At 72.6% G+C, this 24537-nt stretch carries 25 protein-coding genes and 1 pseudogene; 14 read left to right on the top strand and 12 right to left on the bottom strand.

Annotation, left to right across the window (positions count from 1 at the left end; translation table 11 throughout):
* Nucleotides 1–19 precede the first annotated feature (19 nt).
* Nucleotides 20–643: a DUF2461 domain-containing protein gene (locus tag IEZ06_RS30095; RefSeq protein ID WP_189240069.1), complete on the top strand. Its 624-nt coding sequence runs from the start codon at nt 20–22 to the stop codon at nt 641–643.
* Nucleotides 644–934: 291 nt separating this feature from the next.
* On the opposite strand, the gene IEZ06_RS36820 is transcribed toward IEZ06_RS30095, so the two are convergent.
* Entirely contained in the window at nt 935–2668 is a 1734-nt protein-coding gene (locus tag IEZ06_RS36820) for a sensor histidine kinase (protein WP_229798906.1), read from the bottom strand.
* On the opposite strand from IEZ06_RS36820, the gene IEZ06_RS36815 reads away from it, so the two are divergent.
* Complete coding sequence (locus IEZ06_RS36815) at nt 2652–2813, top strand: hypothetical protein (protein WP_229798904.1); 162 nt, start codon at nt 2652–2654, stop codon at nt 2811–2813. The two genes, IEZ06_RS36820 and IEZ06_RS36815, sit on opposite strands and share 17 nt — an antisense overlap.
* Nucleotides 2814–3035: 222 nt before the next feature.
* On the opposite strand, the pseudogene IEZ06_RS37750 reads toward IEZ06_RS36815, so the two are convergent.
* A pseudogene (locus IEZ06_RS37750) lies at nt 3036–3887 on the bottom strand (GAF domain-containing protein); the annotation flags it as partial.
* A gap of 548 nt (nt 3888–4435) precedes the next feature.
* On the opposite strand from IEZ06_RS37750, the gene IEZ06_RS30075 reads away from it, so the two are divergent.
* Nucleotides 4436–6430 carry a Xaa-Pro dipeptidyl-peptidase gene (locus tag IEZ06_RS30075; protein WP_189240067.1) on the top strand — a complete coding sequence of 665 codons (1995 nt, stop codon included), beginning with the start codon at nt 4436–4438 and terminating at the stop codon, nt 6428–6430.
* Nucleotides 6431–6568: 138 nt separating this feature from the next.
* Here the strand turns inward: IEZ06_RS30075 and IEZ06_RS30070 are convergent, their stop codons facing one another.
* The gene (locus IEZ06_RS30070) at nt 6569–6940 is read right to left on the bottom strand and encodes a PRC-barrel domain containing protein (RefSeq protein WP_189240066.1); all 372 of its coding nucleotides are present in this window, start codon (nt 6938–6940) and stop codon (nt 6569–6571) included.
* A gap of 244 nt (nt 6941–7184) precedes the next feature.
* Between IEZ06_RS30070 and IEZ06_RS30065 the strand changes: the two genes are divergently transcribed.
* Nucleotides 7185–7355, top strand: coding sequence for a hypothetical protein (locus IEZ06_RS30065; RefSeq protein WP_189240065.1), 171 nt, complete (start codon nt 7185–7187; stop codon nt 7353–7355).
* A gap of 91 nt (nt 7356–7446) precedes the next feature.
* Here the strand turns inward: IEZ06_RS30065 and IEZ06_RS30060 are convergent, their stop codons facing one another.
* A complete protein-coding gene (locus IEZ06_RS30060; RefSeq protein ID WP_189240064.1) occupies nt 7447–8661 on the bottom strand; it encodes a pyridoxal phosphate-dependent aminotransferase in 1215 nt (404 codons plus the stop codon).
* 99 nt (nt 8662–8760) lie between these two features.
* Here IEZ06_RS30060 and IEZ06_RS30055 point away from each other — a divergent pair, with 99 nt between their 5' ends.
* A complete protein-coding gene (locus IEZ06_RS30055) occupies nt 8761–9396 on the top strand; it encodes a winged helix-turn-helix transcriptional regulator (protein WP_189240063.1) in 636 nt (211 codons plus the stop codon).
* 165 nt (nt 9397–9561) lie between these two features.
* Here IEZ06_RS30055 and IEZ06_RS30050 read toward each other — a convergent pair whose 3' ends face one another.
* The 5 genes from IEZ06_RS30050 to IEZ06_RS30030 all read right to left on the bottom strand — a co-directional run bounded on the left by IEZ06_RS30050 (nt 9562) and on the right by IEZ06_RS30030 (nt 13806).
* The gene (locus IEZ06_RS30050) at nt 9562–10131 is read right to left on the bottom strand and encodes a TrmH family RNA methyltransferase (protein WP_189240062.1); all 570 of its coding nucleotides are present in this window, start codon (nt 10129–10131) and stop codon (nt 9562–9564) included.
* An 83-nt stretch (nt 10132–10214) separates the two neighbouring features.
* Nucleotides 10215–10808 carry a class I SAM-dependent methyltransferase gene (locus tag IEZ06_RS30045; RefSeq protein ID WP_189240061.1) on the bottom strand — a complete coding sequence of 198 codons (594 nt, stop codon included), beginning with the start codon at nt 10806–10808 and terminating at the stop codon, nt 10215–10217.
* 66 nt (nt 10809–10874) lie between these two features.
* Entirely contained in the window at nt 10875–11822 is a 948-nt protein-coding gene (locus IEZ06_RS30040) for a VWA domain-containing protein (protein WP_189240060.1), read from the bottom strand.
* The gene (locus IEZ06_RS30035) at nt 11819–12805 is read right to left on the bottom strand and encodes a DUF58 domain-containing protein (RefSeq protein ID WP_189240059.1); all 987 of its coding nucleotides are present in this window, start codon (nt 12803–12805) and stop codon (nt 11819–11821) included. The genes IEZ06_RS30040 and IEZ06_RS30035 overlap by 4 nt, the downstream gene beginning before the upstream one ends.
* Nucleotides 12802–13806, bottom strand: coding sequence for an AAA family ATPase (locus IEZ06_RS30030; protein ID WP_189240058.1), 1005 nt, complete (start codon nt 13804–13806; stop codon nt 12802–12804). The genes IEZ06_RS30035 and IEZ06_RS30030 overlap by 4 nt, the downstream gene beginning before the upstream one ends.
* Before the next feature lie 115 nt (nt 13807–13921).
* Between IEZ06_RS30030 and IEZ06_RS30025 the strand changes: the two genes are divergently transcribed.
* The 7 genes from IEZ06_RS30025 (at nt 13922) to IEZ06_RS29995 (ending at nt 21633) form a co-directional block, all read left to right on the top strand.
* Nucleotides 13922–14683 carry a hypothetical protein gene (locus IEZ06_RS30025; protein WP_189240057.1) on the top strand — a complete coding sequence of 254 codons (762 nt, stop codon included), beginning with the start codon at nt 13922–13924 and terminating at the stop codon, nt 14681–14683.
* A gap of 146 nt (nt 14684–14829) precedes the next feature.
* Nucleotides 14830–15042 carry a hypothetical protein gene (locus IEZ06_RS30020; protein WP_189240056.1) on the top strand — a complete coding sequence of 71 codons (213 nt, stop codon included), beginning with the start codon at nt 14830–14832 and terminating at the stop codon, nt 15040–15042.
* Nucleotides 15043–15216: 174 nt separating this feature from the next.
* Entirely contained in the window at nt 15217–16215 is a 999-nt protein-coding gene (locus IEZ06_RS30015) for a LacI family DNA-binding transcriptional regulator (protein WP_189240055.1), read from the top strand.
* Nucleotides 16216–16559: 344 nt separating this feature from the next.
* The gene (locus IEZ06_RS30010; protein ID WP_189240054.1) at nt 16560–17960 is read left to right on the top strand and encodes an ABC transporter substrate-binding protein; all 1401 of its coding nucleotides are present in this window, start codon (nt 16560–16562) and stop codon (nt 17958–17960) included.
* Nucleotides 17961–18048: 88 nt separating this feature from the next.
* Nucleotides 18049–18966, top strand: coding sequence for a carbohydrate ABC transporter permease (locus IEZ06_RS30005; RefSeq protein WP_189240053.1), 918 nt, complete (start codon nt 18049–18051; stop codon nt 18964–18966).
* A 12-nt stretch (nt 18967–18978) separates the two neighbouring features.
* Entirely contained in the window at nt 18979–19968 is a 990-nt protein-coding gene (locus IEZ06_RS30000; protein ID WP_189240052.1) for a carbohydrate ABC transporter permease, read from the top strand.
* Between the two features lie 39 nt (nt 19969–20007).
* Nucleotides 20008–21633, top strand: coding sequence for a glycoside hydrolase family 13 protein (locus IEZ06_RS29995; RefSeq protein WP_189240051.1), 1626 nt, complete (start codon nt 20008–20010; stop codon nt 21631–21633).
* Between the two features lie 37 nt (nt 21634–21670).
* Here IEZ06_RS29995 and IEZ06_RS29990 read toward each other — a convergent pair whose 3' ends face one another.
* Nucleotides 21671–22447, bottom strand: coding sequence for an IclR family transcriptional regulator (locus IEZ06_RS29990; protein ID WP_189240050.1), 777 nt, complete (start codon nt 22445–22447; stop codon nt 21671–21673).
* Between the two features lie 223 nt (nt 22448–22670).
* On the opposite strand from IEZ06_RS29990, the gene IEZ06_RS29985 reads away from it, so the two are divergent.
* On the top strand, nt 22671–23177 hold the full coding sequence (locus tag IEZ06_RS29985; protein WP_189240049.1) for a DnaJ family domain-containing protein: 507 nt from the start codon (nt 22671–22673) through the stop codon (nt 23175–23177).
* A gap of 440 nt (nt 23178–23617) precedes the next feature.
* Here IEZ06_RS29985 and IEZ06_RS36805 read toward each other — a convergent pair whose 3' ends face one another.
* The gene (locus IEZ06_RS36805; protein WP_203872214.1) at nt 23618–23833 is read right to left on the bottom strand and encodes a hypothetical protein; all 216 of its coding nucleotides are present in this window, start codon (nt 23831–23833) and stop codon (nt 23618–23620) included.
* The gene (locus IEZ06_RS29980; RefSeq protein ID WP_203872213.1) at nt 23803–23943 is read right to left on the bottom strand and encodes a hypothetical protein; all 141 of its coding nucleotides are present in this window, start codon (nt 23941–23943) and stop codon (nt 23803–23805) included. Before IEZ06_RS29980 ends, IEZ06_RS36805 begins: the two co-directional genes overlap by 31 nt.
* Before the next feature lie 86 nt (nt 23944–24029).
* Here IEZ06_RS29980 and IEZ06_RS29975 point away from each other — a divergent pair, with 86 nt between their 5' ends.
* On the top strand, nt 24030–24527 hold the full coding sequence (locus tag IEZ06_RS29975) for an RrF2 family transcriptional regulator (RefSeq protein ID WP_189240048.1): 498 nt from the start codon (nt 24030–24032) through the stop codon (nt 24525–24527).
* The last annotated feature ends 10 nt before the right edge of the window (nt 24528–24537 follow it).

Genomic DNA, 24537 nt, shown 5'->3' with positions numbered 1-24537 from the left:
CCGGTGAAAGGAGGAACCGGTGGCCTTCGACGGCATCCCGCGCAAGGCTTTCGACTTCTACAAGGAGCTGGAGGGCGAGAACACGCGCGAACACTGGCGCGCCCGCAGGGCCGACTACGACAGCGCCGTGCGCGCGCCGCTCCAGGCGCTGCTGGAGGAACTGGAGGGGGAGTTCGGACCGGCCAAGTTGTTCCGGCCGCAGCGCGACACGCGGTTCAGCAAGGACAAGACGCCCTACAAGACCAGTCAGGGCGCCACCGTCGGAGGCGAGGGCCATGCGGGCTACTACCTGCAGCTCGCCGCCGACGGCCTGTTCGCGGGCGCCGGCTTCCACCCCTTCGCCTCCGAGGAGGTCGGCCGCTTCCGGGCGGCCGCCGACGACGGCACGTCGGGCCCCGAACTGCAGAAGATCGTCGACCGGCTGGTCGGCAAGGGGTTCTCGCTGGTGGGGGAGAAGGTCAAGACCCGGCCGCGCGGTTACTCGGCCGACCACCCGCGCATCGGGCTGCTCCGCTACAGATCGCTGGGCGCCGAGAAGCGCTTCCCCGTGACGAAGGCCACCGGGAAGCAGGCGCTGTCCGCGGTCCGCGACGCCTGGCGCGACCTGCGGCCCCTGGTGGAGTGGTTCACCGCCCACACCTGAGCTTGATCTTCAATCTGCGCGTTGTCGTCTGGCGGCCAGGACCTCAGCCTGTGCGACATCGCCGCCCTGCTCGTCATCACCAGCGGGGCGAAAAAGGGGCCGTCACCCCTCGGCCGTGACGGTCATGCGCATGCTGCGCGACCACGACCAGCAGGGTGCGACCTGACGGGGCCCGGCCCGTCAACGCATGGAGAACAGCCGAACGCGGGAGCTGCTGCAGGCGAATCGACTCGGCCGCGGTCATCCCGGCCGCAGGGGCAAAGAGCCGGTGACGGCCAGGGCCGGCCTGGTTCACCGCGGTGCCGACGGGTCGGCCGGCAGGCGGACGGTGAAGACCGTGCCGCCGTTCTCGCGGGGTGCTGCGGTGACGGCGCCGCCGTGCGCCTCCACGATCGCCTTGGTGATGGCCAGGCCCAGCCCGGTGCCCTTGATCCCGGCCGCCCGCGCGGTGGAGGCGCGGAAGAACCGGGTGAACAGCTGCTCGTACTGCTCGGCCGGGATGCCGATGCCGGTGTCGGTGACGGTCACCGTGACCGCGCTCTCGCGCTCGTGTCCGTCCTGCCGATTCTCCCCGCCGGTGTCGTGGCCGGCGGTGACGGTGACGGCACCGCCGTCGGGCGTGTACTTGATCGCGTTCGACAGCAGGTTGTCCAGCACCTGGCGCAGCCGGACCGGGTCGGCGTGCACGTGCAGGTGGTGCGTCAGCTCAGCGGTCAGGGTGATCCGCTTGGCCGCCGCGACCGCCTGGTGCTCGTCGACGGCCTGGCGGACCAGCCCGGTCAGCCACACCGGGCGCGCGTCCACGACCACCCGGCCGGCGTCCAGCCGGGCCAGGTCCAGCAGGTCGTCCACCAGGTTCTGCAGGTGCTCGCTCTTGCGGTCGATGGCCTCGATGAAGGTGCGGTACTCCTCGGGCAGGCCGGGAGTCTCGCTCAGCATCTCGGCGTAGCTGCGGATGATCCCGATGGGGTTGCGCAGCTCGTGGCTGGCCATCGCCATCAGGTCGTCCTTCATCGCGTCCAGCTGCCGCAGCCGCTCCATCTGCTGGCGCTGCTGGGCCAGCAGGTGTTCGCGCTCCTCGGCGATCCGGCGGCGCTCGGTGACGTCGCTGGAGATGCCGTCGACCAGCAGCCGCTCCCCTTCGCGGCGGGGGGCGCCCCGGCTCCAGATCCAGCGGGTGACGCCGTCCAGGCCGATGAGCCGGTACTCCAGCTCGGCCCGCTCCCCGGTGATGAGCTCGGTGCAGTAGGCGCGGAAGGCGTCGTGGTCGTCGGGGTGGACGAAACGCAGCATGACGGCGATGAAGTCGTCGTCGGGATCCAGGTGCAGCCGTCCGCCGAACACGGTGGTGTGCTCGGTGTTGACGTAGACGGGGCGGGCGGTGCCGTCGGGCCGGATCTCGACGGTCCAGGCCTTGTCGGTGAGCTGGTTGATGATCCGGTCGAACTGGCGGCGGCTCTCGGCCAGGGCGACGGCGAGCTCCTCGGCGCGGCGGCGCTCCATGTAGCGGCCCAGGTGGGCGCAGACACCGTCCAGCAGGTCGACCAGGTCCTCATCGGGCGGCTGGGGGTGGTCGGTGGCGAACAGCAGCACGCCCAGCACGTGGCCGCCGCTGCGCACCGGCAGGGCCAGGACGCAGCGCAGGCCCGCCTCCATCGCGGCCGGCTTGCGGGAGAACTCGCAAGGGTCGCTCGCCAGGTCGGCGATCCAGATCGGCTCGCCACGCTCCCAGGTCACTCCGGGCAGCGCCTTGCCGCGGGGGAATGCGACCGGCTGGTCGCCGGTGAAGACCGACAGGTCCCGGCCGGGCCGGCTCCAGGAGCCGACGCGGACGATGGACGCCTGGTCCTCGTCGACCTGCCAGTACTCGCCGCAGGTCCAGTCCAGGGCGTCGGTGACGGCGGCGACCACGCCGTCGGCGGCCTCCTGGGTGGAGGCGGCGTCGGCCAGCACCTGCGCCGCGGCGTGCTGAGCCGAGCGCAGCACCTCGGCCCGGTGCCGGCGGGTGATGTCGTCCAGGGTCACCACCGCGCCCAACCGGCGCCCGTCGCCGGTCTCGATCGGCCGGCCGCATGACGATCTGCTGGCCGTCGACGTGTTCGCCGGCCAGGGCCCGCGCCAGCGGCACGCGGGCGCCGCGCAGCGGGGTGCGCCCGTCGGCGGCCAATAGCCCGAAGGCCTCGCCCAGCTCCAGGACGTGCAGGTCGCGCTCCTGTGTGCGGGTCTGGCGCAGCGGCTGGTTGACCACGATCATCCGCCCGTCGCTGTCGCAGGCGCCGACCCGCACGTCCAGGCTGTCCACCAGCGCCCGCCAGAACACGGGCTCGTCTTCGAGGCGGCGCCGGGCCTCGTGGTGGTCGCCGATGTCGTGCAGCACCACGTGGCAGTGCGTCCCGTCGCGCCCGGTGCGGGCCTGCGCGATCATCTCGGCGGGGAACTCCCGCCCCGAGCGGTCGGCGCAGGTCAGTTCCAGCCGCTGCGCCTGCTGGGCCGGACCCTCCTCGTCGCAGAGCCCGCGCAGGACCCGTTCGCAGTCGCCGCGCAGCCGTTCGGGGCTGACCAGCTCGCTGAGCGGCCGGCCGACGGCCTCGGCGACCGGGCGGCCGAACAGGTGCGCAGCCGCGCTGTTCCACGCCGTCACCGCCCCGGCGGCGTCCAGGCGGGCGATCGGCTCCGGCACGCGGTCGAGCACCGCCTGCACGCCCTCCCGCTGCCCGGACGGCTCGGATGGTTCGGTCCGGGCCAGCCGCACCGCGATCTCGGCTTCGGCCAGCGCGGCCAGATCCTCCAGGATGCTCAGCTGCTCGCTGCTCCACTGCCGGGGCCGGTCGTCGATCACGCACAACACACCCAGCACCTGCGCGGGACCGGCCCGCAGCGGCATCCCGGCGTACGAGGCCGGGTGCCCGTCCCCGGGGGATTCGATCCCGCGCCAGCGCTCGTCGGCGCGGGCGTCGGGCACGGTCAGCGGCGCGCCGGTGGCCACGATGTGCCTGCACAGGGACTGTGACAGGGGCGCCTGCCCGTGGCGGTCGGGTTCGTCGGGCCCGGCCGCGCTGACGACGACCTGGCGGTCGGCGTCGATCAGCGACACCATCGCCGTCGGCACGTGCAGGCACCGGACCGCCAGCCGCGTCACCCGGTCCAGCACCGGCGCCTCGTCCGCTTCCAGCAGGCCGGTGGCGTGCAGCGCCCGCAGCCGCCGGGCGTTGTGGATGTGATCTGTTGTGGCCACGGATCTCATCTCCCCCGAGATTTGCCGTTCCCTATCCGGGTCTACCCGCCACGTTGCGCAGCCCACGGAGCGCAGGTCGCTGTCGGAGTCGGCGGACTGCTCGACGAAGGCGACCCGCCGTGCGATCCGCCGGGCGCTCCAGCCGCCGATGTCCTGGCCGGCTGCGCTCTGGTGTGCTTCCTGGCCCCCGCGGTGGCCGCCCTGGTCCCCACCAGCCGGCACTTCTCCCGCAGCGAGAGGAAATGAACCCTGTCCTTCGACCGTCGTTCCCGCCCGCGCCGGCAGCAGCAGCCCGGACCGAGCCAGGGGGCACCAGTCTCTGCATGACGGCGAGCGTGCCGAATGGGCCGTCGCCCGCGACCTCCATGCCCGGTCGGCCGGGCCGCATTCGCCGCGACTGTTCCGCTGTGGAAGCCATGGACTCCCCGAGGACGCGATGTAACGGGAAAACCCCAAGCGGCATTTGATTCGTTACACCCTGGATCTTGCGAGAGAAGATCCGTTCGAGGAGATTGACGGCAGTCGTCAAATCTCCATCGGCTTTCGGAGTAACCCCCATGACCAGATGGAAACATCTCCTGCTCGCCCTGGCAGTGGCCGTACCCGCAGGCGCCCTGCCGGCAGCGACCGCACCCGCCGCGTCGGCGTCATCCACCCCCGCACCGCCGCCCCTGCCGTCCACGCCGATCGAGAACGGCGAGACCCAGCCCGTCCACTCCCGCGCCGACGCCCTGACCGAGACCGTGTTCGTGGAGGTCGCCGGAACCGACAGCGACGCCGACGGCCGCCCCGACCGGGTCGCCGTCGACATCATGCGCCCGGCGGCGACCGCCACCGGGCTGAAGGTCCCGGTCATCATGGAGGCCAGCCCCTACTACGCGGGCGGCAACGACGTGGACAACCACGTCGTCGACCTCGACGGCTCCGACCCGGCCGGCATGGAGTACCGCCGCAACAAGTTCAACGACCTGCGCGAGCAGATGTTCGGCCAGGCCGAGGACCCGGCCGCCGCCCGCGCCGCCGCCGGTCCCTTCCCGGGCTACTACGACAATTTCTTCGTTCCGCGCGGTTACGCGGTCGCGCTGGTGGAGAACCTCGGCTCGGGCCGGGCCACCGGCTGCCCGACCACCGGCCTGCCCAACGAGACCGCCGGGCCGAAGGCCGCGATCGACTGGCTGAACGGCCGGGCGAAGGGCTTCGACGCGGCCGGCAACGAGGTGCGGGCCGACTGGTCCACCGGGAACGTCGGCATGATCGGCGTCTCCTACAACGGCACCCTGCCCAACGCCGTCGCCGCCACCGGGGTCAGGGGCCTGAAGACCATCGTGCCGATCGCGGCCATCTCCTCCTGGTACGACTACTACCGCGCAGGCGGCGGCGTCGTCGCCCCCGGCGGCTACCAGGGCGAGGACGCCGACGTGCTCGCCCGGTACGTGCTGACCCGGGAGAGCGGTCAGGAGGTGTGCGGCGGGCTGATGGACGCCATCGAGCGCGACCAGGACCGCGTCACCGGCGACTACTCCCGCTTCTGGGACGAGCGCAACTACCTGAACGACGTCCGCAAGGTCCGGGCGAGCGTGTTCCTGGTGCACGGCCTCAACGACTGGAACGTCAAGACCGGGCAGGCCGTCCAGTGGTGGGACGCGCTGGCGAAGCGCGGCGTGCCGCGCAAGATCTGGCTGCACCAGGGCGCGCACTTCAACCCGTTCAACTTCGCCGGGCGCAACGCCGAGTGGCTGCGCCAGCTGCACCGCTGGTTCGACTTCCACCTGTACGGCCTGCGCAACGGGATCATGGACGAGCCGCAGGCCGACGTCGAGCACGGTCCCGGCCAGTGGGCGCGGCACGCCGCCTGGCCGCTGCCCGGCACCCGCGACGTGCGCCTCGCGCTGACCGCGGGGAAGGACGGTGGCACCGGAACGCTGAGTCCGCGTCACGGCCGCGCGGAGAGGTCCACCGAGTCCTTCGCGGATGCTCCCACACGCACGGCCGAGCAGCTCGCCGAGAACGAGACGGCCGCCGACCCGAACCGCCTGGCGTACCTGTCGGCGCCGCTGGCGAAGGACGCACGGCTCTCCGGCACACCGGAGATCTCGGTTAAGGCGGCGTTCTCCGGCGGCCGCTCGCCGTACCTGACGGCGCTGCTGGTCGACTACGGCACCGACGCCCGCGCCTACGGCCAGGTCGCCTACGGCGCCACCCCGGTCTGCTACGGCCAGGGCGTCCCCGGCGACACCGGCTGCGCCCGGCTGGCCGAGCACGTCACCGCCACCGCCCCCTTCAAGATCATCACTCGGGGCTGGCTGGACGTCCGCAACCGGCACTCCGCATCCAGGACCGAACTGCTGCGCGAGGGCCGGTTCTACGACTTCCGCTTCGACCTGCAGCCGAGCGACCACATCGTCAAGGCCGGGCACCGGATCGGCGTCGTGCTGATCTCCACCGACCGCGACTTCACCCTCCGCCTGCCCGCCGGGACCCGGGTGGAGGTCAAACCGGGCGACAGCTCCGTGACGCTCCCGCTCGTCGGCGGGCGGCACGCGCTGGACTGACCCCGGCCGGCTCCGGCCGCCCGGACCGGGTGCCCGGAGCCCGGCGGCCGCAGCGGTCGCCGCCCGCCCGGTCCCGGCCGGCCGCACGTCGTCTCGTGGCGGCGTGCGACCGGCCGGGACCGGCGGGGCAGGACGCCCTCACCCGGCCGGGGTCCGCTCCACGAGACGGTGGACGTAGTACGCGCCCAGCCGCTCGCGGGAGCGGGGCGCGCCGGTCTCGGCGCCGTGGAACCGCGGAGCCTCCATGATCTCCTCCCTGGTGGGGGAGACGTGGACCGTGCGCTCGACCGGGTCGATGCGGGTGATCAGGCCGGCGGGCAGCAGCGTGCTCCTGTCGGAGATCCACGACCCGGTGTCGATGACGATGTAGCTGTCGTCCGCCATGGTGCTCTCCTCCTCCACGGGGCCGATCTCCCCGTCGGGGGCCTGCACCTCGAAACCGATGAGGTCCAGCGTCCGGTCGCCGCCGTAGACGTCCGGACGGTAGTTCCACAGGTTCTCGTTCGTCATGATGGGCTCTCCTCCTGTCGGGGAACGGATGTCGGCGGCTCGTCTACCCGCCCAGGTGAGAGCAAACGGACCCCGGGAACGGCTCGCGGGCCGCGTCCCGGCGGCCCGCGCCTGCGGCCGACCGCCGCCTGCTCCGTCCCGCCCCGTACGGCGGGCGGGGCGACCCTGAGGGGCGACCCTGGCTTGTCCCTGATCTCGGTCCGCGGGACCGCCGCCCGGCCCCGTCGCGGCCTACGGTGGGCACATGGGACGAATTCTGCTGATCGTGGCGGCCGTGGTGCTCGCCTTCTTCCTGCTCGGCTCGGTGCTGGGCCTTCTGTTCGGCCTGCTCAAGTGGGCCCTGATCATCGGTCTGGTGGCCGTGGTCGTCATGTTCGCGGCCAAGCTCTTCCGCTCCTCGAAGGTCCGCGGCTGACGCCGGCCCGGTGACCGCCGGGGCGGATCCCGCCGGGGACCGCGCCCGGCGGGGCCGGGGCGGACGGCGGGGCCGCGCCCGGCGGGCAGGGTCACGCCTGGCGGTAGCCGTCGAGGAACCGGCCGATGCGGCCGATCGCCGCGTCCAGGTCGTCGGCGTGCGGCAGGGTGAGGATGCGGAAGTGGTCGGGGCGCGGCCAGTTGAAGCCGGTGCCCTGCACGACCTGGATCTTCTCCCGCAGCAGCAGGTCGAGGACGAACCGCTGGTCGTCGACGATCCTGTGCACCTCGGGGTCGAGGCGGGGGAACGCGTACACCGCGCCCTGCGGTTTCACGCACGAGACGCCGGGGATCCGGTTGAGCCTCTCCCAGGCGAGGTCGCGCTGCTCGCGCAGGCGGCCGCCCGGCAGGACCAGGTCGGTGATGCTCTGCCGGCCGCCGAGCGCCGCCTGGACGGCGTACTGGGCGGGGGTGTTGGGGCACAGCCGCATGGAGGCCAGCATGGTCAGGCCCTCCAGGTAGTCGCGGGCGTGCTCGCGGGGGCCGGACACCACCAGCCAGCCGGAGCGGTAGCCGGCCACCCGGTAGGCCTTCGACAGCCCGGAGAAGGTCAGGCACACCAGGTCGGGGGCGAGCGCCGCGACGTGGTGGTGGACGGCGCCGTCGTAGAGGATCTTGTCGTAGACCTCGTCGGCCAGCACCATCAGGCCGTGCCGCCGGGCCAGGTCGAGGATCCCCTCCAGGACCTGCCTCGGGTAGACGGCGCCGGTGGGGTTGTTGGGATTGATGATCACAACGGCCCTGGTGCGGGAGGTGATCTTGGCGGCCATGTCGTCGAGGTCGGGGTACCAGCCGGCCGACTCGTCGCACAGGTAGTGCACGGCCCGCCCGCCGGCCAGGGTGGTCACGGCCGTCCACAGCGGATAGTCCGGGGCCGGGATCAGGACCTCGTCGCCGTCGTCGACCAGGGCCTGGACCGCCATCGAGATCAGCTCGGAGACGCCGTTGCCGAGGTAGACGTCGTCGACGTCCACGTCGGGCAGGCCGCGCTCCTGGTAGTGCTGGGCCACCGCCCGCCGCGCGGGCAGCACGCCCCGGGAGTCGGTGTAGCCGTGGGCCTTGGGGAGCATCCGGATCATGTCCTGGACGATCTCCTCGGGCGCCTCGAAACCGAACAGCGCCGGGTTGCCGGTGTTCAGCCGGAGGACGCTGTGACCTGCCTCCTCCAGGGCGTCGGCGTGCTCGACGACCGGTCCGCGGATCTCGTAGCAGATCCCGTTCAGCTTGCTCGACTGCCTGAACTCCATGCGGTGGTCTCCCGATCCGTGTGCACGTCTCCGCCGTCTGCGATGTCACTTGGTTCTACCAAGTGAACACTTGGAAAGTCCAACCGTTAGAGTGGCGGCATGCCACGACGGAGCTACGACCAGTACTGCGCCATCGCGCGGGCACTCGACGCCGTCGGCGACCGGTGGGCGCTGCTGGTCGTCCGGGAGCTGCTGGCCGGTCCCCGCAGGTACACCGAGCTGCACGCCGACCTGCCGGGAGTGAGCACCGATGTGCTCGCCGCCCGGCTGAAGGACCTGGAGCGCGAGGGCGTCGCGACCCGCCGCAGGCTGCCGCCGCCCGGCGCCGCCACGGTCTACGAGCTCACGCCGCGCGGCCGCGGCCTGCTGCCGGTCCTGGCGGCGCTGGCGGCCTGGGGTGCGGACGGCCTCGCCGAGCGGAGCCCGACCGACGCCGTCCGCGCGCACTGGTTCGCCGTCCCCCTGCTGCACCGGCTCGAGCGGGTCGCAGGCGGGCGCGCCGGGGTCGTCGAGGTCGCGCTGGAGGAGGGGACCTTCCACCTGCGGCTCGGCGGGCAGGACCCGCCGTCCTACGGGGACGGCCCGGCCGAGGCCGCCGACGTGCGGCTCGCCACGGACGCGGACACCTGCGTCGCCCTCGCCCGGGACGTCCGGACGGTCGCGGACGCCGTGGCCGCCGGGCGGATCACGGTGACCGGCCGGGGCCCGCTCGCCGACGCGCTGAGGAGCGCGTGACGCGTCCGGGACGCACCCTGCGTGAGTCGGACGCCAACCGGAAGTGCAGCAGCCGGCCGCCAGCCGGACGCCGGTCGCACGCGGGGCGCGCCGAGGAGCACCCGACCGCGTCCGGCGCGATCCGGCCGCTCGGGGGCTCCGGTCACTCCGGTCCGGCCGCTCCGGTCACTCCGGTCCCGCGGCGCGGGCCGGCCCCAGGGCGGCCCACTCCCTGCGGCGGACCTCGGCCACGGCGATCGCCGTGGCGACCCCGACGTTGAAGGACCCGACCCGGCCGACCTGCGGGATGTAGCAGACGGCGTCGGCGGCCTCCAGCAGCGCGGGGGAGCAGCCGTGGTCCTCGCTGCCCACCACCAGGCACACGTCGCCGGACAGCTCCGCCTCGTGCAGCGGGACGGCGTCGCCGGTCAGCTCCACCGCGACCACCCGGAACCCGTCCGCCTTGGCGGCCCGTACGGCCTCCGTCACCGGGACCGGCTCCTCCCAGGAGACGAGCCGGTCGGTGCCCAGCGCCGTCTTCTGCGCCTTGGGGTTGGTCGGGGGAGTGGCGTTGCCGGCCAGCCAGATGCGGTCGGCCCCGAAGGCGGCGGCCGTGCGGAAGATGGAGCCGATGTTGAACGGCCCGGTCACCGACTCGACGATCAGGGCGAGGCGGCCTTCGGTGTTCCTGCGCCAGGTGCGGTTGAGCCGCTTGACGTCGGTCGGCCGCAGCTGCCTGCGCGGGTTGGCGGTCATGGGGCGTTCACCGTTCCTGGTCGTGGGTCTCGTCGTCGTGCTCTCGCCGCCTGCCGGCCGGCTCCGCGCCGGTCGGGCGGTGCTCACCGGGCCCCGACCCGGAGGATCCGGTAGGACGACCGGGAGGCCGTACGGGTCGTGGGCCAGCCCTGCTCGTTGAGCCAGCGCTGCAGGGAGTCGGAGCCCAGGTGCTTCTGGACCACCAGGTGGGCGGCGCCGTCCGGGGTCAGGCGCGACAGCCAGCGCGTCAGCATCTCGTGCAGGGCGGCCTTGCCGATGCGGATCGCCGGATTGGACCAGATGGCGCTGAACCTGACCTCCTCCGGGACCTCGTCGGCGTGCACTGACCTTACTTTGTCAAGGCCGGCGGTCCGGGCATTCGCGGCGCACAGGTCCACGGAGCGGCGGTTCACGTCGACGGCCCAGACGGTCGCGGCGGGAGCGCGCGAGGCCATCGTCAGCGCGATGGGCCCGTAACCGCAGCCCAGGTCCAGCAGGTCGCCCTCCGGCGGGGGAGGGGGCACGCTCTCCAGCAGGATGCGGGTGCCCTGGTCGACCCGCTCGGGGGAGAACACCCCGCTGTCGGTCTCCAGCCTCAGGTGGAGGTCGGGGAGGACGAGCGTGACCGAGCCCGGCCGGCTGGCGCTCTCGGGGCGCTCCTGGAAGTAATGTGCCACGTGCCCATTGTCCCGCCTCCGGCGCGGCGCTCCGCACACCGGTGGCCGGTGCGCGCCCCGGCGCGGTCAGGGGATGCGCGAGCCCAGCAGCAGGGCGGAGACGGCGAACAGCAGGCCCGTCACCACGCCCGCCACGGTGAACCACTGGCCGATCTCCTGGTTGACCGTCCGGTAGCCGAGGGAGGTGCCGATCTGCTCGTAGACCGCCCGCAGCTCGCTGCCCGACTCCGCCTCGTAGGCGCGCCCCCCGGTGCCCTGGGAGAGGGTCTGCAGGGTGGCCTTGTTGACCGGGACGTTCACCTCCCTGCCGTCGATGGAGACGGTGCCGTCCTGGGTGCCGTAGGCGATCGTGGAGACGGGCACGCGGGCGTTGACCGCGGACTCGACGGCCTCGGCCACCGACCGGCCCGAGGTGTTGTCCCCGTCGGACAGCAGCACGATCGCGGCAGGCGGGGGGTCGCTGACGGCCTGCTGGTCGAAGAAGCGGATGGAGTCGATGGAGCTGAACACCGCCTCGCCGATGGCGGTGCCGGCCCGGGTGTTGAGGTTGGCGAGCGAGGTGGCCACGGCCTGGTGGTCGATCGTGGGGGAGACGACCACGGCGGCCGAGCGGGCGAAGGCGACCAGGCCGACGTTGAAGCGCTCCGGCAGGTCGCGGACGAACTTCTGGGCGGCCTCCTTGGCCGCGGCGAGCCGGTTGGGCGAGACGTCGTCGGCCTCCATCGAGAGCGAGACGTCCAGCGCGATGATGATCGTCGCCCGGTCGCGGGGCACCCGCACCGCGTCGGCCGGACGGGCGGCGGACAGCACGAGCAGGCTCATCATCAGTAGGAACAGCGCGGGGGCGACGTGCCGGCGCCAGTCCGGCCCGGAGGGCGTCACCAGGTCGAGCAGCGGCAGGTTGGTGAAGCGCACCGCGTAGCGGCGGCGGGCGAACTGGGCCGCCACGTAGGCCGCGACGAGGGCCGCGAGCGCGGCGAACAGCCAGAGCCAGGCGGGAGACAGGAAGGTCACCGGGCCGCCCCCGCCGCCGGGTGCCGGTGCGTCAGGTGCGCGGTGCGCCGCTGCCTCAGCACGAACTGCGCGATGTCGGCCACCCAGTCGCGGTCGGTCCGCAGCACCAGGTGCGCCGCGCCGCAGCGGCGCAGCGCCATCCGGTTGACCTCCCGCTGCGCGGCCGCCGCCCGGGCGTAGGCCGCGCGCACCTTCGCGGTGAGCCGGACCCGGCGGCTCCGTCCCGACTCGGGGTCGGCGAGGCTGACCAGTCCCACGGGCGGCAGTTCCAGCTCGCGCGGATCGATCACCTCCACGGCCAGCACCTGGTGGCGGGCGGCCAGGCGGCGCATCGGCCGCTCCCAGGGCAGCTCCAGGTCGGGGTCGAGGGCGGGCTCGGCGTCCAGGAAGTCGGAGACCACCACCCGCAGGCCGCGCCGGCGCCGCGCCGAGGCCAGCACCTCGATGCCCTCGGCCAGGTCGGGGGCGTCGGCGACCGGACGGCCCCGGGGCGCGTCCATCAGCGAGTGCAGCAGGCCGTACAGGGCGGGCCGGCCGCCGCGGGCGGGCATCCGGTGGACGTACTCGTCGTGCAGGACGTAGGCGCCGAAGCGGTTGCCGACCCGCCGGGTGAGGAACCCGATCGCGCCGACCGCGGCGACCACCAGCTCCCGCTTCTCCACGGCGGCGGTGCCGAAGTCCATGCTGGGGGAGAGGTCGGCCAGCACCCAGGTCTCCAGTTCGCGGTCGGCGATGAGGTCCCTGACGTGCGGGACGGAGGTCCGGGCGGTCACCGCCCAGTCCATGCGGCGGACGTCGTCCTCGCCGGGGACGTAGACGCGGCTGTCGCCGGCCTCGCTGCCGGGCCCGGGGAGCAGGCCCTGGTGCGCGCCGTGCAGCAGGCCGTCCAGCCGCCGCACGATGGTCAGCTCCAGTCTGCGGAGCGCCTGCTCGGCCGTGTTCATGGCGACGCCGGAGCGTCGCGGCTCGGGGACCGGGGTCATCGGGGGCCCTGGTTCCAGACCACCAGCGGCGGGGGCACGGCGGCGAGGATCTGCCGGACCACGTCGTCGGGGTCGATCCCGTCGGCGAGCGCGTCGAAGGTGAGCATCAGCCGGTGGGACATCACGTCCACGGCCACGTCCCGGATGTCGTCGGGGAGCAGGTAGTCGCGGCCGCGCAGCAGGGCCAGGCCGCGGCCGGCGGCGACCAGGCCGAGCGTGGCGCGCGGGCTGACGCCGATCTCGATGTTCTCCTCCAGGCCGGCCAGGCCGTACTCGGCGGGCGAGCGGGTGGCCATGACCAGCCGGACGACGTAGTCGGCGACCAGCTGGTGCACCGAGACCTGATCGGCGAGCCCCTGCAGGGCGGACAGCCGCTGCGGGTCGAGGACCGCCCTGGGCGTGGGCGGGGTGACGCTCATCCGGTGCAGGATCTCGAGCTCCTCGTGGGCGCTGGGGTGGCCGACCCGGACCCGGAAGAGGAAGCGGTCGCGCTGGACCTCGGGGAGCGGGTAGACGCCCTCGGACTCGATCGGGTTCTGGGTGGCGAGCACGACGAACGGCCTGGGCAGCGGGTGGGTCCGTCCGGCCAGGGAGACCTGGCGCTCGGCCATGACCTCCAGCAGGGCCGACTGCACCTTGGCCGGGGCGCGGTTGACCTCGTCGGCGAGCAGGAAGTTGACGAAGACCGGACCGAGCTCGACGTCGAAGGCCTCGCGGGAGGGGTGGTAGACCCGGGTGCCCACGATGTCGCTGGGCACCAGGTCGGGGGTGAACTGGATGCGGGCGAAGGTGCCGCCCACCACGGTGGCCAGCGTGGAGGCGGCCAGGGTCTTGGCGACGCCGGGCACCCCTTCCAGCAGGCAGTGGCCGCGTGCCAGCAGCGCCACGAGCAGCCGCTCCACCATGTGGTCCTGGCCCACGATGACCCGCCGGACCTCGGTCAGGGCCTCGCGCAGCAGTCCGGCGTCGGTCTCGCTGGGAACTTCCTCGGCGACGGTCATGGTGACATTCCACCAAACAGAGGGCTCTGCCGCATGGCTGGAGTGGTGCGCATTTCCGGTTGATACCCACCTGCGCGAGAGGTGATCGCCGCCGCCGGCTTTCCCGTGTGCTTTCATGGCAGGCGTGGCCAGTCCGCTCCAGTACGGTGACCCGCCCCGGCTCGGGCAGTTCGTCCTGCAGGCACGCCTGCGGATCGGGCCCGCGGGGCTGGTCTACCTGGGGCAGGACTCCGGCGGCCGGGCGGTCTCGCTGGCGGTGCTGACCAGGGGCGCCGCGCAGGACCCGGCGGCCAGGGACCGCTTCGTCACGGCGATCCGCGAGGCGGCGGCCAGCCGCGGGGTCCGGGGCTGGATGGCCAGGGCGGCGCGGGGCCGGACGGCGGTGACCGAGGCCGTCCCGCAGGTGCTGGCCATGGACGGCGGCGCCGCGCCCTGGGTCGCCACGCCGTACGAACCGGACCGGGCCGGGGCCGAGCGGTTCCTGGAGCCGGTGCTGGTGCGCGGCACGCTGATCGGCGAGCGGCACGGCCCGGACTTCGCGCCGCACTGGGTGGGCGACCGCTCGCCCGCGCTGCCGCCGCCCTCCCGGGGGGCCCCGCCGGCGGTGGAGACCCTCAGGACGGTGGTCCTGGCCGGGGCGGTGCTGTCCGTCCTGCTGGTGCTGCTGGCCGCGATGCTCTGGCAGTCGTTCCGCCCGGAAGACGAGGTCGAGCGGTTTCCCGCGCCGCTGCCGCCGACGAGGTTCGAGCCGACGCCGCCGCCGGTGCCGACGACTCCGGAGCCGGGACGGCCGTCGCCCTCTCCGTCGGAGAGCGGGACGGGGCCGGGGGAGCCGGGGGACGAGGAGGGCCCGGAGGACCCCCGCGGCGGGATCTGAGGTCCGGGGACGGGCCGGGGACGGCGCCCGTCCGGCCGCCTCCTCCGGGGCGGCGGCGGCGCGGGGCGCCGTGCCGCCCGCGGGCGGCACGCTGCGGGGCGGCCCTGCCCGCGTGATCCCGGGACATCCCGGGGTATGGACAGCGGATGAGCAACGGGGAAGAACTGCGCAGGCTCGACGAGGAGCTGGCGCGGCTGCGCGCGGAGGTCGCGGCCATGCGCGACCAGGTCGGCGGGCTGGGCGCCACGGACGCCAACGAGCGGGCGCAGATGATCAACTTGGCCGACGAGCAGGAGAACCTGATCAACGAGCTCGAGGCCCGGCGCGAGTCGCTGCGCAGATCCTCCGGCGAGGGGTGAGGCGGTGGATCACGGGAGCGGACGGGGTCCGGCAGCGGACGGGGTCCGGCGGGCCGGAGCCGGTGAGGCTCGCCGCCTGCCGGGAGGCCGCACCGGATCGGCGCGCAAGTGGTCGACGGCCGGACGACGCAAGTTCACGCAAATATTTGCGTGAAATATCGTACAATTTGCGGCATGACGCGACGACTTGCACATGTGGCGAAGAAGGTCGGAGTGAGCGAGGCGACGGTGAGCCGCGTCCTCAACGGCAAGCCCGGGGTGTCGGAGGCGACCCGGGAGGCCGTGCTCACCGCCCTCGACGTGCTCGGATACGAGCGCCCCACCCAGCTGCGCGGCGACCGCGCCCGTCTGGTCGGGCTGGTGCTGCCCGAGCTGCAGAACCCCATCTTCCCCGCCTTCGCCGAGGTCGTGGGCGGCGCGCTGGCGCAGCAGGGGTTCACCTCGGTGCTGTGCACCCGGACGGTGGGCGGGGTCTCCGAGGCCGACTACGTCGACCTGCTGCTCCAGCAGCAGGTGTCGGGCGTGGTCTTCGCCGGCGGCCTCTACGCCCAGGCCGACGCCTCCCATGAGCACTACCGGCTGATCCACGAGCGGGGCCTGCCCACGGTCCTGGTCAACGCGGCGGTGGAGCACCTGGGGTTCCCCCAGGTCTCCTCCGACGACGTGGTGGCCGCGGAGATGGCGCTGGGCCACCTGCGGGCGCTCGGGCACGAACGCGTCGGCCTGGTGCTCGGTCCCCGGGACCACGTGCCCTCCCGGCGCAAGCTGGAGATCTTCATGGCGTCGGCCGGGGGGGACTCCGATCTGGTGGAGCACACCATGTTCTCGCTGGAGGGCGGGCACGCGGCGGCGACCCGCCTGCTGCGCAGGGGCGTCACCGGCATCGTCTGCGCCAGCGACGTGCTGGCGCTCGGGGTGATCAGGGCCGCGCGCCGCGCGGGGCTGTCGGTGCCCCGGGACGTCTCGGTGATCGGCTACGACGACTCGGCGATGATGAACTGCACCGACCCGCCGCTGACCACGGTGCGCCAGCCCATCGACGCGATGGGCCGCGCGGCCGTGGAGCTGCTGGTCGCCCAGATCGACAAGGCCGTGGTGCCCGCCGACGAGCTCCTGTTCGAGCCGGAGCTGGTGGTGCGCGCCTCGACGGCGCGGGCCGGGACGGGGGGCTGAGGCCGGGGACCGCGTCCGAGGCCCGGGGGCGGGAACCCGGCGGCGCCCCCGGCGGGGGCAGAGAGGCTGGGCCGAGAGGCCGGGGCGGGAAGTAGGCGGCCGGGACGAACGGCTGCTCACAGGGGTGGAACGGGACACCGTTCCACCCCTTCTGCATGCCCTCACAAGATTCACGTAACTCAGTCGTTATCTTGCAATTAGATGTTGAAATATTGCGGACATATGTCGATGGTGCTTATCGTGTGGGTCACACCAGGGGACGGCCGACCGCTCGCGGCGCCGTTCCGTCCAGGCCGGGACGGGCACCGCCACCGGCTCCGTTCCCCGTCAGAAGGGTCAGCGCGATGAGGAGATCCGGCTACCGCGAGACCATGGGCGCGCTGCTCGTGGCCGGGCTCGGCCTGTCGGCCGCCGCGTGCGGTTCCGACGAGTCCGCCCGAAACGGCGCCCGGCCGGCGCAGAGCGCCGGAGCCCCGGCCGCCGGGAACGCCCCGGTGTCGATCTCGATCAACTGCGTGCCGCCGAAGACCAACAAGGCGGAACGGCAGAACTTCGAGGCCGACATGGCGGAGTTCCAGAAGCTCAATCCGGACATCAAGATCGAGAAGGCTTCGGACGCGTTCCCCTGCTACGAGCCGAGGACGTTCGAGGCCAAGCTGGCCGGCGGTCAGCTCGAGACCGTCTTCTACGCGAACTTCCCCAACGTGGGCCGCCTCATGGAGTCCGGCCAGGCCGCCGACATCACCCCGTACCTGGACACCGTCAAGACGTACGGCGACCTCAACGGCTCGGTGGAGATCTTCAAGAAGGACGGCAGGGTCTACGGCGTGCCGACCGACGGCTACGGCATGGGCCTGGTCTACAACCGCAAGGTGTTCACGCAGGCCGGCCTGGACCCGAACAACCCGCCCAGGACCTGGGCGGAGGTGCAGGCGGCGGCCAAGAAGATCGCCGCCCTCGGCCCCGGATACGTCGGCTTCGGCGAGTACAGCGGCGGCAACACCGGCGGCTGGCACTTCACCGCGTCGATCTACGGACGCGGCGGGGACGTGATCACCCCCGACGGGAGGAAGGCGGCCTTCAACACCCCCGAGGGCAGGGCCGTCCTGGAGAACCTCAAGCAGATGCGCTGGGCCGACGACAGCATGGGCAGCAGGCTCTTCATCAAGTGGGAGGACCTGATGAAGGCCATGGCGGGCGGCAGGATGGGCATGATGCTCGGAGCCCCCGACGTCCTGGTGCCGCTCAGGAACGACTTCCAGGCGAAGTTCGAGGACTACGCGGCGGCCGCGCAGCCGGAGGCGAAGGCCCTGCTCAACGGCGGCAAGGGCTTCATGATCAACCCCAAGGCGACGCCCGAGCAGATCAGGGCGGGCCTGAAGTGGATCGAGTTCCAGTACCTGACGCCGGGCAAGGGCCAGCTCGACTACGAGCGGGCCAAGTCCCAGGACTACCCGGTCGGCCAGCCGTACCCCGACCTGTGGAAGGCCGGCAGCGCGACCGGCACGCAGGTCCTCGCCGCGCGCGAGCAGTACGCCACGGTCGACCCCGCGCAGTACGCCCGGTGGGTCGAGGGCTCCAGGGGCCTGCCCGCCAAGCCCGAGCCCGGTCCGTACGCCCAGGAGATCTACGCCATCCTCGACACGCCGATGTCGGCGGTGCTCACCAGGAAGGACGCCGACGTCGACCGGCTCCTGGCCGACGCCGAGGCGAAGGTCAACGCCCTGCTGGCGAAGAAGGGCTGACCCGCCGTCCACGTCTCCGGGGTGCCGGCCGGTCCGCCGGGCCGGCCGGCACCCCGCCCGTCACGCCGAGACCGAAAGACCTGTATCGATGACCACAGTGAGCATGCGGGGCGCGCGAGGGCGGCCCCCCACCAGGCGGCGGCGCAGCGTCAAGCGCAACCTGACCGCCTACGGTTTCCTGTGCGGGGCGCTGATCTGTTTCGCGTTCTTCTCCTGGTACCCCATGGTGTGGGAGGTCGTGCTCAGCTTCCAGCAGACGAACTTCGTCGACCCGCCCGTCTGGGTCGGGCTGGAGAACTTCGTCACGGTGTTCGAGGACGCCGCCTTCGGGCCCGCCTGGAGGAACACCGCGCTGTTCACCCTGCTGGCGCTCGTCTGCGGCTACGGCATCCCGTTCGTCGTCGCGATCGTCCTGAACGAGCTGCGCCACGCGCGGGCCTACCTGAGATTCGTCGTCTACCTGCCGGTGATGCTCCCTCCGGCGGTCGGGGTGCTGCTGTTCCAGTGGTTCTACGACCCGGAGGCCGGCCTGTTCAACCAGATCCTGGGCTTCCTGCACCTGCCCGCGCTGGACTGGCTGAACTCCTCCGACACCGCGCTGATCTCCCTGGTCATCGTCTCCACCTGGATGAACCTCGGCAGCGGCACGCTGATCTACCTCGCCGCCCTGCAGACGATCCCGAGCGAGCTGTACGAGGCGGCGGAACTGGACGGGGCCGGGCTCCTCAAGCGGATCCGGCACGTCACGATCCCGCAGACCAGGCTGATCCTGCTGGTGATGCTGCTGCTGCAGATCGTCGCGACCATGCAGGTCTTCATCGAGCCGTACCTGCTCACCGGCGGCGGCCCGGAGAACTCGACCGTCACCGTCGTGTACCTCATGTACCAGTACGCGTTCAACTTCGGCAACGTCAACGGGGGCAACGCGCTGGGCGTGATGCTCATGCTCGTCCTGATGGCGTTCTCCGCCTTCTACCTGCGCCTCTCGCGCGACAACACCAAGTAGGAGGTCTGAGAGATGACGGATCTCACCACCGCCCCGGGGCGTTCCCCCGGTGTCCCCGCCGATCCCGGCCGCCGGCCCCCGAAGGAGGGGAGGACCCCGCGCAGGCGGCCCCGCCGGCCCATCCCGACGGAGTTCCGCACGGCGGTCTCACCGCACCAGCTCAACTCCCGCAGGGGCAGGATCGTCTACTGGACCGTGCTGGCCACGGTGGTGACGAGCTTCACCGCGGTCTTCGTCTTCCCGCTGTACTGGATGGTCACCGGCGCGATGAAGTCGACCGAGGACCTCCTGCAGATCCCGCCGAGCCTCCTGCCGCCCCGGTTCACCCTGGAGGCGTATCTGGAGGCGTGGGAACTGCTGGACCTGGGCCTGCTGCTCGGCAACACCGCCCTGTACGCCGGCGGAGCCTGGCTGTTCACGCTCGCGATCGACGTCACGGCGGCCTACGCGCTGTCCAAGCTGCGGCCCGTGCTCGGCAGGCTGGTCCTGGGGCTGATGCTCGCCACGCTGATGATCCCGCCGATGGTCATCATGCTCCCCGCCTACCTGACGGTGAAGGACCTGCCGATCCTCGGCTGGGACCTGCTGAACACCCCGTGGGCGATCTGGCTGCCGGCCGCGGCCAACGGGTTCAACATCTTCCTGCTCAAGCGCTTCTTCGACTCGATCCCCGGAGAACTGCTCGAGGCCGCCGAGATCGACGGGGCCTCCCCGGGGCGGATCCTCTGGTCGATCGTGATGCCGATCTCCCGGCCGATCCTCGGCGTCGTGTCCATCCTCACCGTGGTGAACGTCTGGCGGGACTTCGTCTGGCCGCTGCTCGTGCTGCCGGACAACGAGAAGATGTCGGTGAGCATCGGCATCGCCTCGCTGTCGGCGCAGATGCCGCAGAACGTGCTCATCGCCTCCCTGGTGATCGCCAGCATCCCGACCATCGTCGTCTTCTCCGTCTTCCAGCGGCAGATCATGGCCGGCCTGACCGCCGGCGGCCTCAAGGGCTGACCCCGTCACCCACCCACGACCACAAGGAGTTGCTGCAGCATGTCCGGCAGTGCCATTCCGGGAACGACCCCGGCCCCCGCCGCGTCGGCCGAGACGGCCCCGGAGAGGAGGGCGGAGCGGGGGGCGTGGTGGCGGGGCGCCGCGATCTACCAGGTCTACCTGCGCAGCTTCGCCGACGGCAACGGTGACGGGATCGGGGACCTGGCCGGTCTGCGGGCCCGCCTGCCGTACCTCGCCGAGCTCGGCGCCGACGCGATCTGGCTCAACCCCTGGTACCCCTCGCCGATGGCCGACGGCGGCTACGACGTGGCCGACTACCGCGACATCGACCCCGTCTTCGGCACGCTCGCCGAGGCGGAGAAGCTCATCGAGGAGGCCCACTCCCTCGGCATCCGGACGATCATCGACATCGTGCCCAACCACGGCTCGGTGGAGCAGGAGTGGTTCGTCCGGGCACTGGCTGCCGGGCCCGGCTCGCCCGAGCGGGAGCGCTTCTGGTTCAGGGACGGCCGCGGCGACCTGCCGCCCAACGACTGGCGGTCCATCTTCGGCGGGCCCGCCTGGACGCGGGTCCCCGACGGCCAGTGGTACCTGCACCTGTTCGACCCCGGCCAGCCCGACTTCAACTGGGACGACCCCGAGGTCGCGGCGGAGTTCCACGACGTGCTGCGCTTCTGGCTCGCCCGGGGCGTGGACGGCATCCGGATCGACTCGGCCGCGCTGATCGTCAAGGACTTCGACAGCCCCACCGGCGCCGACGGCGACCTCGACGGCGTGCACGAGATCTACCGGGGCTGGCGGCGCATCACCGACTCCTACGAGGGCCGGATCCTGATCGGCGAGGTGTGGCTGCCCGACCAGGAGCGGTTCGCGCGCTACCTGCGCCCCGACGAGATGCACACCGCGTTCAACTTCGACTTCCTGGGGCGGGCCTGGGACCCGCGGGAGCTGCGGGCCTCGATCGAGCTGACCCTGGCCACCCACGTGCCGATCGGCGCCCCGCCGACCTGGGTGCTGTCCAACCACGACGTGCCCCGCCCGGTGACGAGGTACGGCCGGCAGGTCACCTCCTTCTCGCACGCCGACCGCCGCGACGGCGTCCCGTCCGACCCGGTGCTGGGGGAGCGCAGGGCCAGGGCCGCGGCGCTGCTCGCGCTGGCGCTGCCCGGAAGCGCCTACGTCTACCAGGGGGAGGAGCTCGGCCTGCCCGAGGTCGACGACATCCCCGGCGAGCTGCGCCAGGACCCCATCTGGACCCGATCGGGGCACACGGTCCCCGGCCGGGACGGCTGCCGGGTGCCGCTGCCCTGGTCGGGGCAGGAGCCGCCGTTCGGATTCGGCACGGGGAAGCCGTGGCTGCCCCAGCCGGCCTCCTGGAAGGACCTGACGGCCGAGGCGCAGGCCGCCGACCCCGGCTCCATGCTCAGCCTCTACCGGCAGGCGCTGCGCATCCGCCGCGCCGAGCTCGGCGACGGCGTGCTGCGCTGGCTGGAGGCCGGCGAGGACGTGCTCGCCTTCACCCGCGAGTCCGGCCTGACCTGCGTGGTCAACCTGGGCCCCGACCCGGTACGGCTCCCGCCGCACGGGGCCGTGCTGCTGGCCAGCGGCCCGCTCGACGGCGACCGGCTGCCCGCCGACACCGCCGTGTGGCTCCGCACCGGCTGAGCCCTCCCACACCGCTGAGCCCTCCCGCGGCGGCCGCTCAGCGCGGCGGTTGCGGGGAGGCCAGGGCGGTCCGGTAGGCGTCGGAGATGTGCCCGGCGACGGCCAGGATCGGCTCGATCAGGCGTTGCAGCTCCCGGGCACGGCGGGAGGAGACGACGATCCCGACGGCCGCCACGGGCCTGCCGTCCACCAGGACGGGGGCGGCCGCCGAGCACGAGCCGAGCGTCATCTCCTCGTGCGTGACCGCGTAGCCGCGCTCGCGCACCTGGCGCAGCTCGCGGGCCAGGCGCCCGGGCTCGGTGACGGTGTGCGGGGTGGGCCTCTCCAGGGGGCGCGACAGATAGGAGGCGACGACCCGGTCCGCCTCGAAGGCGAGCAGCGCCTTGCCGACGCCGGTGGGATGCATGGGCAGGCGCCCGCCGGTGCGCGAGACGATCGGCACGGCCCGCCTGCCGTGCACCTTGTCCACGTAGAGGACCTCGAAGCCGTCGCGGACGGCCAGGTGGACGTTCTCGCCGGTACTGCCGAACAGCTCCTGCAGCCAGGGGTGCGCGACCTGCTGGAGGGGGCCGGGGGCGAGCTGCCCGAGCTCCCACAGGCGCAGGCCCACGTGGAAGCGCCCGTCCGGGGCACGGGTGAGCGCCTGCCAGGCCTCCAGCTCGCCGGCCAGCCGGTGGACGGTGCTCAGGGCCACCCCGCTGCGCCGGGCGATCTCGGTCAGGGTGAGCCGGGGATGCTCGGTGTCGAAGGCTCCGAGGACGGCCAGGACCCGGGAGGTGACCGACCTCCCGGCATCGCGTGCGCCACCGGGCACCGCGCCCTCCCTGCGACCTCCCGCGGGACCCCGTCGCGGGAATCCGCCCGTTTCTTCCGCTGAGCGGAAGTGAACACTACACGGTGCCGCGTTCCGCCGGGATTCTCAGGTTCCGGAGGCGGCCTGAGGGGCGCCGTCGGCCGTCGGATGCGGCGGTGCCGCTGGTTATGCTCGAAAGAGCGCGTCGCGTGGCATCATCGTGCGCGGCGAGGGAGGTGAACCTGTGGCGGAGCGCAAACCACCCGGTCTCGGCTTCGAGACGTGGATCGACCGGCAGATCCGCGAGGCCACCGAGCGCGGTGAGTTCGACGACCTTCCGGGCGCCGGTAAGCCCCTCCCGGGCGAGGGCAGGCCGTACGACGAGCTGTGGTGGGTCAAGCAGAAGATGGAGGCGGAGAACCTGTCGTTCCCGCTGCCGGGGACGCTCGCGCTCCGCAAGGAGGCCGAGGACCGCCGGGCCGAGGCGGTGGAGGCGCGGACGGAGGCCGAGGCCCGCAAGATCATCGGCGAGCTCAACGAGAGGATCCGCGAGAGTCACGGCAAGACCCTCTCCGGCCCGCCGCTCGTCCAGCCGCTCCTCGACGTGGAGGAGGTCGCCGCCGACTGGCGGGCCCGTCATCCCGCCGAGGACGAGTCCGCTCCGCCGCCGGGCCGTCCGGCCGAGGGCGCGCCCGGTCCGCAACCCTCTCGGCGGAGGCGTCCCCGGCTGCGCTGGTTCCGGCGGGGCTGAGGGTCGCAGGCCGCGGACGGCCATCGGCCCGGAACGCTCTCGGGGACCTCGTCCGCTCTGCCCGGGGGCGGGCCGATTGAGCGGCGGATCGGACGTCCTCAGGTCTTTCGGGCCGGATGGCGGACACGCTGCGCAGGACGAGGTCGGCCATGGCGGCCTGTCCCTGCTGGTTGAGGTGCAGGACCGCGTCCATGCCTTCCTGGCCCTCGGCGAGGGCGTCGAAGCCCCGGTAGAAGGGCGTTTCGGCCTGGCACTGCGAATGACCTTCGAATTCGGGCCGGAGCCGGCTCGAATTCACGTAGGGGCTGACGAACCGGACCTGGACACCCTGTGCCCTGGCGGACCGGGCGGCTCTCGCCGGCGTCTCGTCGAGCTGCTTGGCAACCCGCTCGCCCCCACTCGTGACCCCCGCTCAGCCGGTCGACGATGTGTCCGCCGTGCTATGACCAACCGCCCGTCTCCGGGACCGGCCTTCGGACACCGGCGAAGACGAGGCCGAGCTCGTAGGCCAGGACGGCCGCCTGGGTGCGGTCGCGGGCGCCGAGCTTGCCCAGCGCGGCCAGCGGCGCGCACACCCCCATGGCCAGGGTGGGAACGGTCGTCAGCAGGGCCACCCCGGTCGCGGTCAGGTCCAGGTCGGCGCGGATGCGGTCCACCAGGGGGAGACCGCGGCGATGGCCGGCCGCAGGTCGGCCGCCGCCACGAACATCGCCAGTCCTGCCAGCCCGAGTGTTCGCTTGCCGGACGGCGAAGCGATCGATGTCATGAACACTCAAATGATCTCAGATAGTTTATATCCGAGTTTTATCACGACTCGGATAGAGATTGTCCGAGTTGGGTAGGCTGGCGGCCATGAAGCTGTCCACAGGGGTGGAGTGGGCGCTGCACAGCTGCGTCACCCTCAGCCAGAGCCGCGAGCCCGTTCCCGCGGCCCGGCTCGCCACCTTGCACGGCACCCCTCCCGCCTACCTGGCCAAACATCTGCAGGCGCTCTCGCGTGCCGGCATCGTGCACTCCACGGCCGGGCACGTGGGCGGATATGAGCTGACCCGCTCCGCCGCTCAGATTTCGGCGCTGGAGGTCGTACGGGCCATCGACGGCGACGAGCCCGCCTACCGATGCACCGAGATCCGGCAGCGGGGCCCGCTCGCCCTCCCGGCCGAGCGGTGCGAGCGGCCGTGCGCGATCGCCCGCGCCATGGCCGCGGCCGAGGAGGCCTGGGCGGACGCCCTGCGTCAGGTCACGATCGCCGACCTCGCCGCCCGCATCGACGCCGACAGCGAGGGGACGGCGATGGGCGCCGTCAGCCGGTGGCTGGCCGCCGCACGTCCGGAACCCGGCCAGGAATAACCTGGGACTC

The organism is Planomonospora antibiotica, assembly GCF_014647955.1.
GTDB lineage: Bacteria > Actinomycetota > Actinomycetes > Streptosporangiales > Streptosporangiaceae > Planomonospora > Planomonospora parontospora.
Note: the sequence above shows the minus strand (reverse complement) of the source record. Positions and strands in the feature narration are given on the sequence as shown.

Coding starts and splice junctions, on each gene's coding strand:
- IEZ06_RS36815 (WP_229798904.1), top strand. CDS start 2,652: ATGTCGTCCAGGGTCACCACCGCGCCCAACCGGCGCCCGTCGCCGGTC.
- IEZ06_RS30075 (WP_189240067.1), top strand. CDS start 4,436: ATGACCAGATGGAAACATCTCCTGCTCGCCCTGGCAGTGGCCGTACCC.
- IEZ06_RS30070 (WP_189240066.1), bottom strand. CDS start 6,940: ATGACGAACGAGAACCTGTGGAACTACCGTCCGGACGTCTACGGCGGC.
- IEZ06_RS30065 (WP_189240065.1), top strand. CDS start 7,185: ATGGGACGAATTCTGCTGATCGTGGCGGCCGTGGTGCTCGCCTTCTTC.
- IEZ06_RS30060 (WP_189240064.1), bottom strand. CDS start 8,661: ATGGAGTTCAGGCAGTCGAGCAAGCTGAACGGGATCTGCTACGAGATC.
- IEZ06_RS30055 (WP_189240063.1), top strand. CDS start 8,761: ATGCCACGACGGAGCTACGACCAGTACTGCGCCATCGCGCGGGCACTC.
- IEZ06_RS30050 (WP_189240062.1), bottom strand. CDS start 10,131: ATGACCGCCAACCCGCGCAGGCAGCTGCGGCCGACCGACGTCAAGCGG.
- IEZ06_RS30035 (WP_189240059.1), bottom strand. CDS start 12,805: ATGACCCCGGTCCCCGAGCCGCGACGCTCCGGCGTCGCCATGAACACG.
- IEZ06_RS30030 (WP_189240058.1), bottom strand. CDS start 13,806: ATGACCGTCGCCGAGGAAGTTCCCAGCGAGACCGACGCCGGACTGCTG.
- IEZ06_RS30025 (WP_189240057.1), top strand. CDS start 13,922: ATGGCAGGCGTGGCCAGTCCGCTCCAGTACGGTGACCCGCCCCGGCTC.
- IEZ06_RS30020 (WP_189240056.1), top strand. CDS start 14,830: ATGAGCAACGGGGAAGAACTGCGCAGGCTCGACGAGGAGCTGGCGCGG.
- IEZ06_RS30015 (WP_189240055.1), top strand. CDS start 15,217: ATGACGCGACGACTTGCACATGTGGCGAAGAAGGTCGGAGTGAGCGAG.
- IEZ06_RS30010 (WP_189240054.1), top strand. CDS start 16,560: ATGAGGAGATCCGGCTACCGCGAGACCATGGGCGCGCTGCTCGTGGCC.
- IEZ06_RS30005 (WP_189240053.1), top strand. CDS start 18,049: ATGACCACAGTGAGCATGCGGGGCGCGCGAGGGCGGCCCCCCACCAGG.
- IEZ06_RS30000 (WP_189240052.1), top strand. CDS start 18,979: ATGACGGATCTCACCACCGCCCCGGGGCGTTCCCCCGGTGTCCCCGCC.
- IEZ06_RS29995 (WP_189240051.1), top strand. CDS start 20,008: ATGTCCGGCAGTGCCATTCCGGGAACGACCCCGGCCCCCGCCGCGTCG.
- IEZ06_RS29980 (WP_203872213.1), bottom strand. CDS start 23,943: ATGACATCGATCGCTTCGCCGTCCGGCAAGCGAACACTCGGGCTGGCA.
- IEZ06_RS29975 (WP_189240048.1), top strand. CDS start 24,030: ATGAAGCTGTCCACAGGGGTGGAGTGGGCGCTGCACAGCTGCGTCACC.